Origin of the sequence: Campylobacter sp. S4:11, assembly GCF_024723695.1 — a bacterium.
Lineage (GTDB): Bacteria > Campylobacterota > Campylobacteria > Campylobacterales > Campylobacteraceae > Campylobacter_D > Campylobacter_D jejuni_C.
This window is the reverse complement of sequence record NZ_JANQDC010000013.1, coordinates 1-16418: the sequence shown is the minus strand read 5'-3', so window position 1 is coordinate 16418 and position 16418 is coordinate 1. Positions and strand designations below refer to the sequence as shown.

Sequence of the window (16418 nt, the reverse complement as noted above, 5' to 3'; positions counted from 1 at the left end):
AAGCCTTAAAAAAAAGGCTTTTTATCCTTTAAACTTCATGCTTTTAAAATCAAGTGGATCAACATTTTCTTGCATGATATTTATGCGTTCTTTATCTTGTAAGCGTTTATCATCTCTAAATACAGCACGCACTAAATCCATACCCGTATAAAAATCTTTCATCAAGACCATAAACAAATAACGCCCAAAATCGCTTGTGTATAAAGTATTATTTTCTTTTTTTATAGCTTTACTTAGTTTAAGGCCTAAAAGTTCTATGAAAAGATCTTTTTCTAAATTGCATTCTAAAGTTTTATTAAATTTATCAATCTCTATTTTACCTGCAAACATTTCGGTTAAAAAGACATATTTGATGATTTCTTTTTTGCCAAAATTAGCTTTAGCAATATTTGCATTTTGTTTTTCTTTGATGAGCTTAGAATAATCATTTAAATTAAAAGCATTGATTAAAAGTTCTCCATCTAAAAAACTAAAAGCCCCGCTTCCCACTCCTAAATACTCATGATGGCTACTTACATACTCATCATTAAAGCTACTTTTTTCTAAAGAAAATGACCATGCATTATTTCTTTCATAATCTTTGAAAAAATCTATAATGATTTTATAAAATTCAAATTCATTATCTTTAAAACTTACTCCTAGAGTTTTTGCAATATTATCTTTTGTGAGGTTTGATTTCATCAAAGGATAAGTTGTGATTTGTTGAGGTTTTAAACTTTTGGCTATTTCTAAATCATTGAGTAATTGTTCTTTAGTTTGAGAAGGAAAATTAAAAATCAAATCAATACTCATAATAGGAAGTACACCTATGGCTTTAGAGAGCTTTTCTTGAAGTTCTTTGCTAGAGCCAAATTTATGGTATCTTGCTACTTTTTTTAAAGTATCATCATCAAAGCTTTGTATACCACAGCTTAAGCGATCTATTAGCCCTTTAAATATTTCTAATTTTTTAGGTTCGATATGATTAGGGTCAGTTTCGCAAGAAATTTCTTTGATGTTAAATAATTTTTTGCAAAGTTCTAAAGTTTTAGCAAGCTCTTCTTCATTGATTAAAGTAGTGCCGCCACCCACATACATAGAAGTAAAATCAAATCCTTTGTCTTTGATTTGTTTGATTTCTTCTCTTAAACTTTCAAAATATCTTTTTGCTAAATCTTCATTGTAATAATACTTATGAAAACTACAATATGGGCAAAAAGTATGACAAAATGGTATGTGAGCATAAAGCATATAAGATTTTTTTGGATTAACTTTTTTTTCTTGTCCTTCTTTTAAAAGTTTCACATCAAAACCATTCTCTAAAGATTTTTGCATAGCCTTGTGTGAGTAAGAAAGAGCTAAGTTTTGTAAAAAATTCATATTTTTCCTAAAATTTCATTTTGTAGTTATTTAAAAAGACTATAATTGTATCATATTTTTACAAAGGCTTTATAATGAAAAAGATTTTTATAGCATTTTTTGTATTTTTGTTAGGATTTATAAGTGTGTCAAATTCTGCACCTTTAGATGAAATTTTTCAAGATGTTAATGTTTCAGGTAGTATGCGTTATCGTTTTGAGCATAATAGCCCAAAAGATAGAGGAAATAATAATTTTAATCAAAGAATTCAAATTCAAATGCATTAACAACTAAGCCTTAAAGACTTAGTTGTTATAAAAGTTTTCCTTTAAGTTTTCTTCCATAGCTTTGATGTTTTCTTTTGATTCTTCTTTAGCGTTAAATCCTCCACCAAAAGCTTTCATAACATCTACAATAGAATTTGCAAGCTCATAAGATGAGTTAGTATAAGAAAGTTTAGCATTTAAATAATTTCTTTGATCTTGTAAAAAATCAGCCAAGTTAATCACGCCATTTTCATATCTTAAGGTAGAAATTTCATAAATTTTACTTTGGGCTAGAAATAAATTTTTATAATTTTGCTCATTTTCATAATAGCTTTGGCGGTTAAATAAAGCAAGTCTTATCTCTCCAAAAGCTGTTTTTAAGGTGTTTTCATATTGTAAAAATGCTTCATCTTTGGTAAGCTTTGCAATATTAACATTATTCATAATTTCACCCCAATGAAAAATCGGCATCGCAAAATTTCCAGCTACATTCCAAGTATTGCTTCCATGTTTGACTAAAAGATCTAAATCATTACTTTGAAAACCCAAAAGTCCTGTTAAAGAAAGGTTTGGTAAAAATGCAGTTCTAGCTACTCCAACAAGATAATTTTTTTCTTCTAAAATTTTTAAACTAGCTTGCACATCAGGTCTTTGAAGCAAAATTTCACTGCCAATGCCCTCGGGTATGCTAAGCTCGTATTGTCCTATTTTTTTATACTCTATGCTATTATAAAGTATATCATCAATATCATTTGAAGTTAGGATTTTTAAGGCTTTGGTATTAGCTTCTTTTTGAATCTTAGCGTTTGTGAGTAAAACTCTTGAATTTTCAAGCTCAGCTTTAAATTTGTTAAGCTCATACTCACTAATTACTCCAAGTTTAAAATGCTCTAATTTTAACTCATAAGTTTTTTGATAACTTTGGGTTGTTTCTTCTAAAATTTTTACTTGCTCGCTTAAGCTTGCTAGGTTAAAATAAGTTTTTACTACATTAGAAATTAAGCTCAATCTTGCGCTTTCATAGTCAAACTCACTAGCTTGTAATTTTGCTTTTGAAGCACCATAAGTATCTCTGTATTTACCCCATAAATCTACTTCATAGCTTAAATTTAAACCCATGTTAAAATCATTACCATAAGCAAATTCATTGCTTTTGTTACTTGGAGCATTAATGCTAGTTTTTGCTCTTGCTCCGCTAGCACTTCCATCAAGTTTAGGAAGTAAATCACTTCTTGCTATACCTAAAGTTTCATAAGCCTTTTGTAAATTTATATATGCAATTTGCAAGTCGTTATTGTTTTTTAAAGCTTGATCGACTAAGGTATTTAAATATTTATCATCAAAAGCTTTCCACCATTGTTTGTTAATGCTAATATTTTGGTCTAAACTTTTAGTGTAATTTACATCTTTGATTTCTAAATTTGGTTTTAAACTGCAAGCTGTTATTAAAAAACAACTTGCAAAAATTATTAATTTACGCATTGATTTTACCTCTTTTTTTATCAAGCCATTTATTAAAGCTTTCTAATAAATAGAAAAATAAAGGTACAAAGAAAATGGCTATAGTAGAAGCTGCTATCATACCTCCTATAACACCCGTGCCTATTGCATGGCGACTTGCACTTCCTGCTCCATAAGCAAAGTACAAAGGTAAAATACCACAAATAAATGCTAATGAAGTCATTACAATAGGTCTAAATCTTAATTTTGCTGCACTAATAGAAGCTTCAAAAATACTTTTTCCTTTTTTAAGATGTTCTTCCATAGCAAACTCGACAATCAAAATTGCATTTTTAGCCGAAAGTCCTATTAAAAGTAAAAGTCCTGTTTGAAAATATATATCATTTTCTAAGCCTCTAAGCCATACAAGAAGTAAAGAGCCAAACACCGCAAAAGGCACAGCAGTGATTACTGCTAAAGGCATAAGCCATCTTTCATACTGAGCTGCTAGGATTAAAAATACAAATAAAAGCCCTAGTATAAAAGCTACTTGACCTGCACCACTACTTGTAACTTCTTGATAAGCAGAACCTGACCAAGCAATAGAATAATCCTCTCCTAAAGTTTCTTTGGCAACTTGAGCAATAGCATCAATAGACTGTCCTGAAGTATAACCAGGTGCAGGATCACCTTGTACTAGTGCTGATGGGAACATATTAAAACGTTTTACATCATCAGGCCCAACGCCTCTATGAAGTGTTAAAACACTATCTAGAGCTATCATAGAACCATCTTTTGATCTAACAAAAATATTTTTTAAAGCATTTTGTGTATTTCTAAAATCTCCAATTGCACTAATATTTACACGATAATTTTTTCCAAGCATAGAAAAATCATTTACATAGTAAGTTCCTATCGTGGCATTTAGTGTGCTAAATACATCTGCTAAATTTAAACCATAAAGCTTTACTTTATCACGATCAATTTCCAATTTTAATTGTGGAAAATTAGTATCAAGTGTAGTTCTTACATTTGCAAGCTCAGGACGTTTATTTGCTGCTTCAACTAATCTATTTACATCAACTTGAATTTCTTCATAACTTTTACCTCCACGATTTTGTACATACATTTCAAAACCACCAGTTAAACTTAAACCTTGAATTGGAGGTGGATTAACAAAGAAAGTTTGAAAATTTGGATTTAAAAAATATTGCTTATTATACATACTAGTTAGATCAAAACTACTTGTATCTCTATCATTCCAATTTTTTAGATTAATAAACATTGCACCAGCATTTTCTTTTAAAGAACCTGTGAAAAGATCATAACCTATAAGACCTACAATATCAGTAATATTTTCATTTTTACCGATTTCTTCACCCATTGCATCCATAGCTTGGGTTGTTCTATTGAGAGATGAAGCTGCTGGTAAGTTCACAACAGATAAAAAACTACCTTGATCTTCAGGTGGTACAAGTGAATTTGGTACTATTTTGAATAATCCATATAATCCGATTAAGAATATGAAAAAAATCAAGACAAAGCGTATGGTTCTTTTTAATATATAAGCAACTCCTGCGCCAAAAACTTCAGTTGACCAATCAAATATATCATTGAATTTTTTTACTAAGTAAAATGGCTCCCCTTCATTTCTTTTTAAGAAAATTGCACATAAAGATGGAGTTAGTGTTAATGCTACAAAACCTGAGATTGCAACTGAAATAGCTAAAGTGATGGCAAATTGTCTTTGAATTTCTCCCACAAAACCGGATATAAATGAAACAGGTATAAACACCGCACAAAGCACAAGAACGATAGAAACAACAGGTGCAGCAACTTCATCCATTGCTTTAATGGCTGCTTCTTTTATACTTATATTTGGATCTTCATGCATGATTCTATCGATATTTTCAACTACTATAATTGCATCATCAACAACAATACCAATAGCTAATACCAAAGCAAAAAGTGTAAGAAGGTTGATACTAAAACCTAAGACATATAATCCCGCAAAAGTTCCCAAAATAGAAACAGGAACAGCAATCATAGGTATGATAGTCGAACGGAAATTCTTCAAGAACAAGTACATTACAATCACAACTAAAATGAGTGCTTCAAAAAATGTTTTTACAACTTCTTTGATAGAAGCTTTAATAAATATAGTTGTATCATAAGGTACTTTATAGGCTAAACCTTCTGGAAAGCTTTTTGAAAGCTCTTCAAACTTTTTCTGTACTAACTCAGCTGTACTTACTGCATTTGCTCCAGTTTGTAAGAAAATTAATATAGGAGTAGCATCGCTTCCATTTAATCTACCTTTAAATGTATATTCTCTTGAACCTAAAGAAACTTCTGCAACATCTTTAAGTCTTAAAAAAGAGCCATCGCTATTTGCTCTTATAATAATATTTTCAAATTCTTTTGTGTTTTTTAACCTTCCTTGCATAGTTACTGAGTATACATAAGGTGATCTTTCTACCACAGGTTCTTGACCTATCTTACCAGTAGCATATTGAGCGTTTTGTTCATTTACTGCAGCAATAACATCTGTTGCGGTCACTTGATATTTATTTAATAAATCGGGATTAAGCCAAATTCTCATAGAATAATTTCTTGAGCCGATTGCTACGGCATTACCTACACCAGGAACCCTAGCAAGATCATCTAAGATATTTAACGCAGCATAATTATATACTTCAAGTGAATCCATAGAACCATCAGGAGAATATAAAGTAGCAACTTCTAATATACTTGAACCAGTTTTTCTTACACTAACACCAGTTTTTTTAACATCTTCAGGTAATTTTGCTGTAGCAGCTGAAATTCTATTATTAACATCAACTGTCGCTTGGTCAGGATCTGTACCTATATTAAAATATACACTTAAACTCATATCTCCTGAAGAACTTGAAGTTGATTCCATATAAATCATATTTTCAACCCCATTGATTGCATCTTCAAGAGGAATGGCTACTGTTTGAGCTACTGTTTGAGCATCAGCTCCTGAGTAATTTGCACTTACTTTTACAACAGGTGGGGTTAAAGAAGGGTATTGCTCTACAGGTAAAGAATATAGTCCTATAATGCCCGCTAAAGAAATAATAATAGCTACAACGGAAGCAAATACAGGTCTTTCTATAAAAAATTTAGAAAACATTATTTATTCTCCATTACGCTAACACTTGCACCAGGACGGATTTTTTTAAAATTATTTAAAATGACTTTATCGCCATTTTTTAAGCCCTTATCAATGATTGCTTTATCAGAAGTTTGATAAATAACATTCACATTAGTTTTAACTACTTTTCCATCTACTAGAGTATAAACATAAGTAGTACTATCATCTTGTAAAAGCGCAACTTGAGGAATTTCAAACCCATCTTTTTGAACAAAGCCTTCAACATGAACATTTGCAAAAGAACCAGGCATTAAGCTTGAGTTGTTGTTATCAAAAACAGCTTTTGCTTTTACTCCACCACTATGTGTATCTATAACACTATCTATAAAATATAATTTTCCATTAAAAAGCTCACCGCCAACATTAGCTTGTACTTGGATATTTTCTAATTGCCAATTGCCACTTTGTAGATTTTTATTCATATTGATCTTATCTACATCAGAAATATAAAAGTCTGCAAAGATAGGATTAATGTTTGTAATACGTACAAGTTCGGTTGATGAAGCATTTACATAATCACCTATATCCATTAGTGTATCACCTACAACTCCATCAAATGGAGCGCTTACTACAGTGTATTTTAAGTCTAATCTTGCATTAGCAAGTTTTGCTCTAGCACTTTCTAAATTAGCTTTGGTAGAATTAAATTTAGCCAAACTTGCGTCAAATTCTTTTTGTGAAATAGCATTTTTTTCTATTAAAATTTGATCTCTTTTGAAATTTTTTTCAGCATCATCAAAATTAGCTCTTGCTACTAAAGCTTCCCCATAAGCCATATTTACACTTGCTTGGTATTTATCAGGCTCTATGAGAAAAAGTTTATCACCTTTTTTAACGGCTTGGCCGCTTTTGAAGTATTTTGCTTTGATTTCGCCACTTACTTTAGGTTTAATTACTACATCTAATTCAGTGCTTAATCTTGCAGGATAGGTAAATTCTAAAGGTAAATTAGAACTTTGCATAGTCATAATACTTACAGGTTGGGGAGGGAGTTGTTTAACTTGTGCATTCTTATCATTTGAGCATGCTACAAAGATAAGTGAAGCGCAAGCTAGAGTTAAAAGTTTTGTTTTCATTGGTTTCCTTAAAATTATTTATTTAGCTAAACGAAAAAAGTAATTTATATTACAAAATTATATGCATAATTATTCTATCAATATATAGTTAATTAAAGTTAATAATCCCACTAATAAAAAGTTTTACGATTTTTGATGCATGTTCTTCTTGTTCTTTTTTGTCCATTAGTACTTTGTTTCCAAAAATACTTTGCATAAAAAAAGTTCCTCTTAGCATGGCACAAAATGTAACACTTAAAAATTCAGCATTACTAGCTAAATGCTCATTTTCTATTTCAAATCTTTTTCGTAAAACATTTTCAACCTCTTTACGATTATTACCTTTAAACCATGAAGAAAAATCAAATTTATCATTATAAATTTGAGAATACAGAAGTCTTACTATAGAAATAGTTTTTTTATTATTGAAAATTTTTAAATAAGCTAAGGAATATTGATATAAATATTCTTCTAAGCTTAATTCATTTGTGATTTTCATATTTTTTTTTAAAGTAGCTAAAAAATGATTTTCAGCAAAATCATTTAGTATATCTTCAAATAAACCTTCTTTACTTTTAAAATGTTCATATACACAAGAAAAAGATCCACCAGCTTGTTTGATGATATCTTTAAGATTAGTTGCTTCGTAGCCGTTTTCTAAAAACGACTCCGCAGCAATTTGTTTGATTTTTTCAAGCCTTGCTTGAGATTTTGAAGAAAGTCTTTTTTCCATTTTAGTGTTTTTTATGCTCTATAATTGAGTTTTTAGGATACACAAAATTACTTTCTCTTGTGATTATGATGTTTTTATCATCAAGTGCATAAGCTTTGATAGTTAAAGGTATTACTGTATCTTTTCTATCATTATCAGCTAGTTTTTTAGTAGCTTTTAAAACAACTATATGTTTATCTTTTTCACCAGCTTTTAGTTTAAAAGGTTTTTTTGGTCTAATGATTTCTAAACCATCTTCAATACCTTGTAATTTCACATCAAAATAATACTCATGAGTTTTATTGTCTGTATTTTGAAATAAAAATACATAAGCATTGCTAATGATTAATTCTCCATCATGGGCTTTTCTAATTTGATAAAGCTCGCTAGAACGATTGATATTTAAAAGCATATTTTCTTTTTTGCTTCCCATTAAAACTAAGGCTGCAAAAACACCACATAAAACTACTAAATATCCGATGGTTCTAAATCTAAAATATTTTACTTTTTTCCTTGTTTCAATAGCTTTTGCACTAGTCCAGTTAATCAAACTAGGGCGATCAAATTTGGCTTGAATTTTTGAACAAGCATCAGCACATTCAAGACAGTTAATACACTCAAGTTGCATTCCTTGACGTATATCTATATGTGTAGGACAAATTTTTACACAGGCTTCACATCCTATACATTCACCTTGTGGTGGTTTTTGATAAAGTTTGGTATGCCCATCATAAATCACACCACCTCTTTTATCATCATAGATTACTTGAATAGTATTATTATCAAACATTACAGATTGAATTCTTGCATAAGGACATACATAAACACAAAATTTTTCACCCAAATACACTATATCAAAAGTAAAGGCTAAAGAAGCACAAAATAAAATCCCCAAAAGCAATAAATGATCAGCAGGATTTTGAATATATACAAAAAAATCTTCAGGCGGTACAAAATACCATAAAAATGCACTCATCATTAATAATGAAAAAAGATAGAAAATCACAATACTTAAAACTTTTTGGACAAAAAATCCATCTACTTGTTTTTGTTTATTTGCTGTGCTTTTATGAATTTTAAAGATTTTTGTTTGCAATAAATCTCTATAAATAACTCTAGCAATAGTTTGAGGACAGCTCCAAGCACACCAAATTCTTCCTGCTAGAGTGGTGATAAAAAGTATAGTTAAAAACATGCCCATGATAACAAATGGCATTAAGTAAAGCTCTTGGGTATCAAAAGCAATAAAAAACAAATTAAGCTTTTTATGATCAAAACTTAATAAAAAGAAATGATTGTCATTAATTTTTATAAAAGGTAGTATTATAAAAATAATCATAGAAATGATATAGGCTATATACCTTTTTTTAGTATAATTGGTGATACAAGCACTCATTTTTATTTTCCTTAAAAAATGTTTTTTAAATTGTAGTACTAGAAAAATTAAACCAAACTTTGTCTTATATTAAGAATTTATGTTTAATTTTTATTTATGTAATTATTACAAAAATAAAAATTAATTTCAAGTAAAATTATGATATAATACATTTTTAATTTTATTTAAGAAAGGTGGTGAGGGTCGTGCCAGGAATTAAGGTACATCCTAACGAGTCTTTTGATGAAGCGTATAGAAAATTCAAAAAACAAGTAGATAGAAATCTAGTTGTTACTGAAGTTCGCGCTAGAAGATTTTTTGAGCCTATGACTGAAATTCGTAAAAAACAAAAAATTTCAGCACGCAAAAAAATGCTTAAAAGACTTTATATGCTTAGACGCTACGAGTCAAGACTCTAATACCAAAAAAGCCGAGAAATCGGCTTTTATTCATTGATTATTTATGTTTCTTTGGATTTTAATCATTCATTTTTTTGGACTTATTTTACCAGGACCTGATTTTTTCTTAGTAAGTTCATATGCATTAAGAGAAGGAGTTAAAAGTGCTTTAAAGGCAAGCTTGGGGATAAGTTTAGCCGTTAGTGTATGGATTATACTTTCTATACTTGGTTTGAGTGCGATTTTCCATCAATTTCCATTTTTGCAAATTGTTTTATCAAGTTTTGGGGCTTGTTATCTTTTATATTTAGCTTATGGAATTTACAAAAATGCAAAAATAGGTAATATAAAAGTTCAAAAAACTCATATATCTGCATTTTTAAGTGGAATGATTACAAATTTATCTAATCCTAAAGCAATTTTTTATTTTGCTAGCGTTTTTGCAAGTTTTGATTTTACCCAAATGCGGTGGATGTTGATAGTTTTAATTTTTGTTTTGATTTTAGAAACTATAATTTATTTTTCTTTGATTTCTTTATTATTTTCTAAACCTTTCATGGTAAGAATTTATCAAAAGAACTTAAAGCATATTGATTATTTAAGTGCTTTTATATTTTTTGCTTTTGCTGTGTTTATTTTGAGTAATAATTTAATGGCTATGATAAATTAAGGCAATTAATTTTTATTAATACTTTTTTTGTTAAAATCTTATTAAGTTAAACTTATAAATTTAGGAAAGATTATGAAACATATAAAAACTATACTTAAGCTTAGTATGATAAGTGGTATTGCTGCTATAAGCGCAGGTGCTTTAAGTGCATGTAGTAGCAATGCAAGTGATTCTAATAATGCGTTAAGCCAAGCAGCAAATACTCAAGGTGCTTTTGTTATCATCGAAGAAACTGCTCCAAATCAATACAAAATCAAAGATCAATTTCCAAGTGATGAAACTAGGGTGGTTTTAAAACAACTTGATGGAACTGAAAGAGTTTTAAGTAAAGAAGAAATGGATAAGCTAATCCAAGAAGAAGCTGCTAAAATAGACAATGGTACTTCAAATTTAACAAATCCAAATAACGCTCAAATGAGTAGCGGAGGACTTTCTTTAGGTGAGACATTGCTTGCAAGTGCAGCTGGTGCTATACTTGGTAGTTGGATAGGCTCTAAGCTTTTTAATAATCAAAATTTTGCAAATCAACAAAGGGGAGCATTTTCAAATCAAAGTGCTTACCAAAGAAGTGTAAATAGTTTTAATAAAGCAAGCACAAGTGCCACTTCAGGCTCAAGTGCGAAAAAATCAGGCTTTTTTGGCGGTGGTTCTAAAGCTACTTCAAGTTCTTCTAGCTCTTTTGGCTCTTAAGGGTGTAAAATGAATTTTTTAAAAGTAAATCCTTTAGAAAAATCTTACTTAGATCAAATTGGCTTTTCATGGCATACGGATAATGATGGAAGTGATTATTTAGATTCTAACTTAGTTTGTGTGAGGGAAAATGAAGCAAATGCATATTATGAAGCAGTGAATGAGCTTTATGATATGTTTGTAGCTGCTGCGCAAGAAGTGATTGATAATGATCGTTTTGATGAGCTTGGAATTCCTTTTAATTTAGTTGATGCAATTAAGATGAGTTGGGAAAATGATGTGCATTGGCATTTATATGGAAGGTTTGACTTAGCAGGTGGGCTTGATGGTAAGCCTATAAAGCTAATAGAATTTAATGCTGATACTCCAACATCTTTATTTGAAAGTGCTATTTTACAATGGGCTATTTTAAAGCAAAATAACCTAGATGAAAGCTCACAATTTAATAATATATATGAAGCCTTAAAAGATAACTTTAAAAGACTCATCACTTTAGAAGAAGATGTAAGTGAATTTGAAAAATATTATGAAGGTTGGAAGATATTATTTTCTTCAATTGCAGGTAGCGATGAGGATATGATCACAACCAAACTTTTAGCACACATTGCTCGTGAAGCAGGTTTTGAGAGTGAGTTTTCTTTTATAGATGAGGTGGAATTTTCGCCTGAGGGTATTTTTAAAAATGATGTAAATTTTGAGTATTTTTTCAAGCTCATTCCTTGGGAGAGCATAGCCATAGAAGAGGGTGAGCTTGCTATGCTTTTAACTCAAATCATGCAAAATCAAAAAGCAATCATTTTAAATCCTGCTTACACTTTATTGTTTCAAAGTAAGGGTATAATGAAAATTTTATGGGAGCTTTATCCAAATCATCCTTTATTGCTTGAAACAAGCGATCAACCTTTAGTGGGTAAAAAATGTGTTAAAAAGCCTGTTTTTGGTAGAGAAGGAGCCAATGTTTCTATTATAGAAGCTAATGGAGATGTAAGTTTTGAAACAAGCGGAGATTATCAAAACAATTGCTTTGTGTATCAAGAATTTGCTGAGTTTAATCAAAATGAAAGTAATTATTACCAAGCAGGGGTTTTCTTTGCTTATGAGGGTTGTGGATTAGGTTTTAGAAAAGGCGGATTAGTGCTTGATAATTATTCTAAATTTGTAGGACATATAGTAAAAGATTAATGAAAATAGTATGCTTAGATACTGCAACTTTAGGTGGAGCGGATTTAACGGTTTTTGAAAGTCTTGGCGAGTTTGTGAGTTATGATTTAACTTCTAAAGATGAGGTTATTGCAAGAATAGCTAATGCGCAAGTTGTAATGATAAATAAAATCATCATTGACAAAGAAGTAATAGATAATACTAACTTAAAACTTATTTTACAACTTGGTACAGGGGTAAATAATATAGATGTAGCTTATGCAAATTCTAAAGGTATAGTGGTAAAAAATGCCGCTAGTTATTCCACAAAAAGTGTTTTAAGCCATACCTTTGCTTTGCTTTTTGCTTTTTTAAATCAAATTCCATATTATGATAAATGGAGTAAAGAAGGCAAATGGTGTGAGAGTAAAATGTTTTGTGATTTTAGTAAGACTTTGCATACTTTAACCGGTAAAAAACATGGCATTATAGGACTTGGAGCTATAGGTAAGGAAGTGGCTAAGGTTTCTCAAATGTTTGGTTCTAAAATTTGTTATTATTCTACCTCAGGGGCTAATAATAATGATGAGTATGAAAAAGTAAGTCTCGAAGAGCTTTTAAAAACTTGTGACGTAATTAGCATACATGCGCCTTTAAATGATAAGACAAAAAATTTATTAAGTAGAAAAGAATTAATGCTTTTAAAAAATGAGGCTATTTTGATCAATGTAGGACGCGGTGGAATCATCAATGAAGCAGATTTAGCTCAAGTTATGAATGAGAAAAATATCAAAGTAGGACTTGATGTGCTTGAAATAGAACCTATGATTAAAAATCATCCTTTGCTTGGTATAAAAAATAAAGAAAATTTAATCATCACTCCACATGTTGCATGGGCAAGTGAAGAATCCATACAAAATTTAGTCCAAATTGTATTTAATAATCTTAAGGAGTTTATAGAAAATGGCAAGTGAACATAGTTTTGATATTAGTGGGGAAATTGACAAACAAGAGCTAAAAAATGCTTTAGAGCAAGCTAAAAAAGAGCTTGATAGTAGATATGATTTAAAAGGCATTAAAAGTGAAATAGAGTTAAATGAAAAAGAAAGTGTTTATAAGCTTATTTGCTCTAGTGAAACAAAGCTTGAAGTGTTAAAAGATATTGTTATTTCAAAGCTTATTAAAAGAGGGATAAACCCTAATGGTATTAAAGAGCTAAGTAGGGAAAGCGGAGCAAATTTTAGACTGAACTTAAAAGTTAATGATGCTATTGATGCTGATAGTGCTAAGAAGATTAACAAAGCTATAAAAGATAGTAAGCTAAAGGTAACTTCAAGTATTAGAGGTAATGAAATTCGCGTAGTTGGCAAGCAAATTGATGATTTGCAAAGCGTGATGAAAATAGTAAAAGAACTCAATTTAGAACTTAATATTAGTTTTAAAAATCTTAAATGAAAACTTTACTTCAAATAGTTTTTTTGTGTTTTGTGTGCGTTTTTTTAAGCTCTTGTGCTTTAAAAAGCAAAACACAATCACAAAGTGCTTATATTATTTTAAAAACCCCAGAGTTTAAATTTGCTGATTATGGTTTTTTATATGAGGGAAAAAATTTTACAAGTTTAGAGCTTTACAGTGCTTCTAAAGCCTTGCTTGAATTAAAAATTAGCGATAAAATTTGCGTTAATGGTGTATGTTATGCAAAAACTTTTTTTAATAAAAGATTTTTTAATAATGAATATTATGATGATTTTTTACAAGATCTAATCTATAAAAAACCTATTTTTTATGGAAAAAATAAACAAACTACCTCTTGTGGTTTTACTCAAAAGATTATAAGTAACAATTATGATATTTTTTATGAGGTTTGTGATAAAAATATGAGTTTTAATGATAAAAAATCCAAAATCAAATTTAGCATAAGGTTAATATAAAGGAAAATATGAAAGATTTGAAACTTTTTCTTAATGATACTTTTAAAAGCAATATTTATAAAAACTTACAATGTAGCGAAGATGAAATTTTAATTTTAAAGCATTTATGCAAAAATTATTTGCAGGCAAATGCAAGCATTAATGCTTATAATCTTCTTAGCGAAGTTTTTAAAAATGATGAGTATGAGTATTTAGATCATTTAAAAGATCTTAAAAATCTTATAGAAAAAGGTTTTATTGTTCAAATTTTTTCTGATTTTAAATCGAGCAAAAATTCAAGCTTGCTTTTAAATTTATTACAATGTGAGTTAAGTTTAAGCGAAGTTTTCTTGCAAGTTTTAGAAAATAAAAGCATACAAGATTATATGCAAGATCAAATTTATGAAGATCATATTGCGTATTTAAAAGATGAATTTTTTAAAATCGAGCTTTATCAAAGATTGCGTTTTTTTGCTAAAAGCTCTCAAAGTAAGAATATTAAAAAAGATATAGCTATATTTGAAGCATACATTAAAGAGCGTATAAAGAAAAGTAAAATTTCTAATGTTTTAGCAGAGATTTTTAAAGAATATGCTTTAAATGATAAAGAATGTTTGATATTTATTAGTTTGTTAAAAGAAGAGTATTTGTTAAATACTGAAAATTCTTATAGTAGAGATTTTAATTTTTTACTTCATTTAATCAGTGAAGATGAGGCTCAAAAACAAGAAAATAAAGCCTTATTAGAAGAAGATTCTAAGTTGCTTAGTTTAAATCTTTTAGAATACGATGAATTTGTTAATTCTTTGGGTGATATCACTAAGATTTTTTATTTAAGTGATGATATTTTACAAAGAATTATTAACTTTAAAGAACCAAAGAAAAATAAAAAAATTAAACTTCAAAATTTAGTTAAAGAACAAGATATTTTTGAGCTAATCGAGCCAAATATCAATATAAATGATGTTATTATGCCCCAAAGCACTAAAGATCTATTAGAAAGCATATTAAAACAACAAGATAAAAAGGTTTTAGAAAGATTAAATAAATGGGGTATAAAAACTAATAAAAATATAGAAGCTAAGATAATTTTTTATGGTCCTGCTGGTACTGGTAAGACTATGAGTGCATTAAGTATGGCAAAAGCTATGAAAAAATCCATTTTGAGTTTTGATTGCTCGAAAATTTTAAGTAAATATGTGGGTGAGAGTGAGCAAAATGTAAGAAAAATTTTTGATACTTACAAAGAACTTTGTCAAACAAGCAAGCAAAGTCCTATTTTGCTTTTAAATGAAGCTGATCAATTTTTAAGTACTAGGGTAGAAAGCAGCGCTGGTGCTGATAAAATGCATAATCAAATGCAAAATATTTTTTTAGAACAAATTGAACGTTTTAGTGGAGTTATCATAGCTACAACAAACTTTTTAGAAAGTTTAGACGTGGCTTTTTCAAGAAGATTTGAGTATAAAATCGAATTTAAAAAGCCAAATTATGAACAACGCTTAATGATATGGCAAAAAGCTTTGCCTAAAAATGCTAAATTTGATGATAGTTTTGATTTAAAAAATTTAGCTTCATATGAATTAAGCGGAGCTCAAATTGTAATGGTGGTTAAAAATACAGCTTTAAAAGCGGCTATTTCTAAAGATGGTATTTTTAAAATGGATGATTTTTTGCACACTATAGAAAAAGAAATAGAATCTTCATTTGATAAAAATAAGATAGTTGGTTTTAAAAATTAAATTCACATAAATTTCACAAGTAAACAATATCATTCTTTCAACTTTTATTTAAAGGAGAAAAAATGAAAATGAAATTAATGTTAGCTGGCTTAGTTTGTGCAAGTTCTATGTTCGCAGATATGGTTGTTAGTCCAAGTGCTTTGCCTCAAAAGGCTCAAGAGTTTTTAAACACTCATTTTAAAGGTGTAAATATAGGCTATGTAAAACAAGATGTAGATTCTTATGAAGTAAATTTAGTTGATGGAACTGAAATTGATTTTATCATTAATGGCGACTGGAAAGAAGTTGATGGTAAATACAAAGGTATTCCAACAGGATTTATCCCAAAAGAAGTTATTGCTAAAGTACAAGCAGCACAACCAAATGCAACTATTGTAGAAGTAGATAAAAAAATCAATGGTTATAAATTTAGAACAAACAATATGATGGAGATTTATACAGATTATAAAGGTAATATTTTAGGTCAAAAATTTGATGATTAATCACCTAAAATCTCATATTACT

16 protein-coding genes are annotated in these 16418 nt (G+C 29.3%); 10 read left to right on the top strand and 6 right to left on the bottom strand.

Translation table 11 applies throughout. The features are described from left to right. Positions 1 to 21 precede the first annotated feature (21 nt). Positions 22 to 1359, bottom strand: coding sequence for a coproporphyrinogen III oxidase family protein (locus CAMP5053_RS05710; protein ID WP_337217461.1), 1338 nt, complete (start codon positions 1357 to 1359; stop codon positions 22 to 24). Positions 1360 to 1433: 74 nt separating this feature from the next. On the opposite strand from CAMP5053_RS05710, the gene CAMP5053_RS05705 reads away from it, so the two are divergent. Beyond that, positions 1434 to 1625: a mini-MOMP protein gene (locus CAMP5053_RS05705; RefSeq protein WP_039619495.1), complete on the top strand. Its 192-nt coding sequence runs from the start codon at positions 1434 to 1436 to the stop codon at positions 1623 to 1625. 18 nt (positions 1626 to 1643) lie between these two features. On the opposite strand, the gene CAMP5053_RS05700 is transcribed toward CAMP5053_RS05705, so the two are convergent. From CAMP5053_RS05700 to ccoG, 5 genes are all read right to left on the bottom strand, one after another. Next, entirely contained in the window at positions 1644 to 3086 is a 1443-nt protein-coding gene (locus CAMP5053_RS05700; protein WP_087699113.1) for an efflux transporter outer membrane subunit, read from the bottom strand. Further along, entirely contained in the window at positions 3079 to 6201 is a 3123-nt protein-coding gene (locus CAMP5053_RS05695; protein WP_087699114.1) for an efflux RND transporter permease subunit, read from the bottom strand. The genes CAMP5053_RS05700 and CAMP5053_RS05695 overlap by 8 nt, the downstream gene beginning before the upstream one ends. Further along, positions 6201 to 7298, bottom strand: coding sequence for an efflux RND transporter periplasmic adaptor subunit (locus tag CAMP5053_RS05690; protein WP_087699116.1), 1098 nt, complete (start codon positions 7296 to 7298; stop codon positions 6201 to 6203). The genes CAMP5053_RS05695 and CAMP5053_RS05690 overlap by 1 nt, the downstream gene beginning before the upstream one ends. An 88-nt stretch (positions 7299 to 7386) precedes the next feature. Beyond that, positions 7387 to 8010: a TetR/AcrR family transcriptional regulator gene (locus CAMP5053_RS05685; RefSeq protein WP_337217460.1), complete on the bottom strand. Its 624-nt coding sequence runs from the start codon at positions 8008 to 8010 to the stop codon at positions 7387 to 7389. A 1-nt stretch (position 8011) separates the two neighbouring features. Further along, complete coding sequence (gene ccoG, locus CAMP5053_RS05680; protein WP_337217459.1) at positions 8012 to 9385, bottom strand: cytochrome c oxidase accessory protein CcoG; 1374 nt, start codon at positions 9383 to 9385, stop codon at positions 8012 to 8014. Between the two features lie 185 nt (positions 9386 to 9570). Between ccoG and rpsU the strand changes: the two genes are divergently transcribed. The 9 genes from rpsU (at position 9571) to CAMP5053_RS05635 (ending at position 16396) form a co-directional block, all read left to right on the top strand. Next, complete coding sequence (gene rpsU, locus CAMP5053_RS05675) at positions 9571 to 9783, top strand: 30S ribosomal protein S21 (protein ID WP_002780697.1); 213 nt, start codon at positions 9571 to 9573, stop codon at positions 9781 to 9783. 43 nt (positions 9784 to 9826) lie between these two features. Beyond that, positions 9827 to 10432 (top strand): LysE family transporter, encoded by a 606-nt coding sequence (locus CAMP5053_RS05670; RefSeq protein WP_337217458.1) that lies wholly within the window; start codon positions 9827 to 9829, stop codon positions 10430 to 10432. A gap of 72 nt (positions 10433 to 10504) precedes the next feature. Continuing rightward, on the top strand, positions 10505 to 11122 hold the full coding sequence (locus tag CAMP5053_RS05665) for a UPF0323 family lipoprotein (protein WP_039619476.1): 618 nt from the start codon (positions 10505 to 10507) through the stop codon (positions 11120 to 11122). Positions 11123 to 11131: 9 nt separating this feature from the next. Beyond that, entirely contained in the window at positions 11132 to 12304 is a 1173-nt protein-coding gene (locus tag CAMP5053_RS05660) for a glutathionylspermidine synthase family protein (protein WP_337217457.1), read from the top strand. After that, positions 12304 to 13236, top strand: coding sequence for a D-2-hydroxyacid dehydrogenase (locus tag CAMP5053_RS05655; RefSeq protein WP_337217456.1), 933 nt, complete (start codon positions 12304 to 12306; stop codon positions 13234 to 13236). The genes CAMP5053_RS05660 and CAMP5053_RS05655 overlap by 1 nt, the downstream gene beginning before the upstream one ends. Next, positions 13226 to 13717, top strand: a complete 492-nt coding sequence (locus tag CAMP5053_RS05650) for a YajQ family cyclic di-GMP-binding protein (RefSeq protein ID WP_087699127.1) — start codon at positions 13226 to 13228, stop codon at positions 13715 to 13717. Before CAMP5053_RS05655 ends, CAMP5053_RS05650 begins: the two co-directional genes overlap by 11 nt. After that, positions 13714 to 14193: a hypothetical protein gene (locus CAMP5053_RS05645; protein WP_337217455.1), complete on the top strand. Its 480-nt coding sequence runs from the start codon at positions 13714 to 13716 to the stop codon at positions 14191 to 14193. The genes CAMP5053_RS05650 and CAMP5053_RS05645 overlap by 4 nt, the downstream gene beginning before the upstream one ends. Before the next feature lie 8 nt (positions 14194 to 14201). Continuing rightward, positions 14202 to 15914 carry an ATP-binding protein gene (locus tag CAMP5053_RS05640; RefSeq protein WP_337217454.1) on the top strand — a complete coding sequence of 571 codons (1713 nt, stop codon included), beginning with the start codon at positions 14202 to 14204 and terminating at the stop codon, positions 15912 to 15914. Positions 15915 to 15976: 62 nt separating this feature from the next. Continuing rightward, the gene (locus CAMP5053_RS05635; protein WP_087699133.1) at positions 15977 to 16396 is read left to right on the top strand and encodes a PepSY-like domain-containing protein; all 420 of its coding nucleotides are present in this window, start codon (positions 15977 to 15979) and stop codon (positions 16394 to 16396) included. Positions 16397 to 16418: the final 22 nt, after the last annotated feature.